Raw genomic sequence first — 2,494 nt, 5'->3', positions numbered from 1 at the left:
AGTGCGCCCGTAGTGGCAGTTTAGTAAATATCTCTGTGGCAAGAGATTAGGTTAGTATTCCAGCAAAACAAGCCTATCCCGAACCGACTTATCCGAAAGGGAAACCAGACGGGGAGTGAAGCATGTCGGCAAAGCGATAAGTCTGCCAACTGTCAAGGCAGCGACTGAATTGCAACGGGAAACGTCAGATACGAGGATGAAGCCTGATTGGTTGAACGATAGCCCTATGACTTATGTAGTAGTTACAACGGAAGGCAGTTATATACGTTGTATCGCAGTACCCATCATTAGTTGAAGCGGATGGTTGGGCAATGGAATTTACTGCGACATGACCGCCATAAAGCGGATAGGGGTGTACATCGCATCCGACAATCTGACATGCCACGTTACTAAGTTAGCTAAACGGGGATTGTCTAAACGGAGAAGCCGAAAGGCTATGGGAGCAGCCCCTGAATACTCCGCATGACAACGGAGCTCCCGTAGTAGTCTGAGCGTGGGAAAGCCACGTACATGGCAAAGGGGAGCAGCTGTGTAACTTAATATTGTCAAACGATAACGTGTGAGACGTATGAGAAATCCAGAGACCATATTAAAAAGTCTATTTGCACATAGTAATGATATGCATTACAAGTACGAACGGTTATACCGCATCCTATTCAATGAACAGATGTTCTATGTGGCCTACCAGCGTATATACGCAAACCCAGGCAACATGACACCTGGCTCTGACGGGCAGACAATAGACCAGATGAGCATTGAGAGAATAGGAAAACTGATAGCGAGCCTAAAAGACGAAAGCTATCATCCCACGCCGTCCAGAAGGGTGTATATACCCAAGAAAAATGGTAAGAAAAGACCGCTGGGGATACCCTCTGTAGAGGACAAGTTGGTTCAGGAAGTGGTTCATATGGTGCTTGAAGCCATCTATGAGGGGCAGTTTGAAAATACCTCCCACGGCTTTCGGCCCAGAAAGAGCTGCCATACTGCGCTGACGTATATTCAGCATCAGTTCACGGGTGCGAAATGGTTTATAGAAGGGGATATAAAAGGCTTCTTCGACAACATAGACCACCAAGTTCTGATAGGCATCCTTCGGGAGCGCATATCAGACGAACGTTTTCTGCGGCTGATATGGAAGTTCCTCAAGGCCGGCTACGTGGAGGACTTTGCTTTTCACAATACTTACTCGGGTACGCCGCAGGGAGGTGTCATAAGCCCTATTTTGGCAAATGTCTACCTCGACAGATTCGACAAGTATATGAGTGAATACGCACGGAACTACGACCTGGGGAAAAGAAGACGGTACAATCCGCAATACACAAAATTCACCAAAAAGGCAATCAGATTGCGCAAGGAACTCCGTGCCACAGAGGATGAGGAAGAAAAAGCAGTGCTGCTCGCCCAGATAATGGACGTACAGAAGGAAATGCGAAAACTTCCAGCCTCTATGGACATGGATGATAGGTACAGGAGATTGAAATATGTGAGATATGCAGACGATTTCCTTATAGGAGTAATCGGAAGCAAGGCAGACTGCGAAAAGATGAAAGAAGATTTTACTGCATTTATGATGGACAAGCTGAAACTTGAACTCTCAGCAGAAAAGACACTTATCACGAATGCGCACGACGCTGCAAAATTTCTCGGATATGAAATCACCGTCCGAAAATCAGAAGCCACCAAGCGAAATGCAAATGGGTGGGTGAAACGTGCGTTCTGTGGCAGCATAATCCTAAAGCTTCCACTGGAAACAGTTCAGAAGAAGCTCCTTTCGATGAAGGCGATGGAACTCCGAACCGTAAATGGTAAGGAAACTTGGTGGGCAACACCAAGGACATACATGTCGAAGGAGAAACCTGAGGATATATGTGCTCGGTACACCACGGAGATTAGAGGATTCTACCAGTACTATAGAATAGCCAACAACATCTCTTACTCTGGCAGTAAGTTTGGGTATATCATGCGATACAGCTTCTACAAGACGTTAGCGATGAAACAAAATTCTTCCACGAAGAAAATAGTAGCACGCTATAAGCGAGGCCACGATATTGCAATCCCATACATCGGCAAAGGAGGCGAGACCAAGTACAGGGTGTTCTATAATGACGGATTTGCAAGACAACAGCCAAGCAAAGATGCGGCCTGCGACAATCTGCCGAACCTATTCGTAACACCATACCCAACCCTCGCAGAGAAGCTTGTGGAGCGCAAATGCGAGTTGTGTGGTGCTACTAATGTCGACACCGTGATGTATCAGGTCAAGAAACTCACAGAGTTGGAACCCAACACAGTATGGAACAAACTGATGCTAAAGAAATGGAGAAAGACACTGGTGGTTTGCAAGTGCTGTAATAAGAAAATTCATAATCATGGCAAATAGACCGATGTTACCAGTGGAAAGCCGTATGCAGGGAGACTTGCAAGTACGGTTTGGGGGCAGGCTGGAGGAAACCTACCGCCGAAAGGCGGCAAGGCGCTTCCTGCCGAGCCTACA

1 protein-coding gene and 1 pseudogene are annotated in these 2,494 nt (G+C 46.7%); both read left to right on the top strand.

Features of this window, described 5'->3' with window-relative positions; genetic code table 11:
• Nucleotides 1-568: 568 nt before the first annotated feature.
• Entirely contained in the window at nucleotides 569-2,380 is a 1,812-nt protein-coding gene (locus tag JHU38_RS12150; protein WP_207859412.1) for a reverse transcriptase domain-containing protein, read from the top strand.
• A gap of 13 nt (nucleotides 2,381-2,393) precedes the next feature.
• A pseudogene (locus JHU38_RS12490) lies at nucleotides 2,394-2,494 on the top strand (toprim domain-containing protein); the annotation flags it as partial.

Source organism: Prevotella illustrans (assembly GCF_017426725.1).
Classification (GTDB): domain Bacteria; phylum Bacteroidota; class Bacteroidia; order Bacteroidales; family Bacteroidaceae; genus Prevotella; species Prevotella illustrans.
The sequence above is the reverse complement of the archived record's forward strand: the minus strand, read 5'-3'. Positions and strand labels throughout refer to the sequence as shown.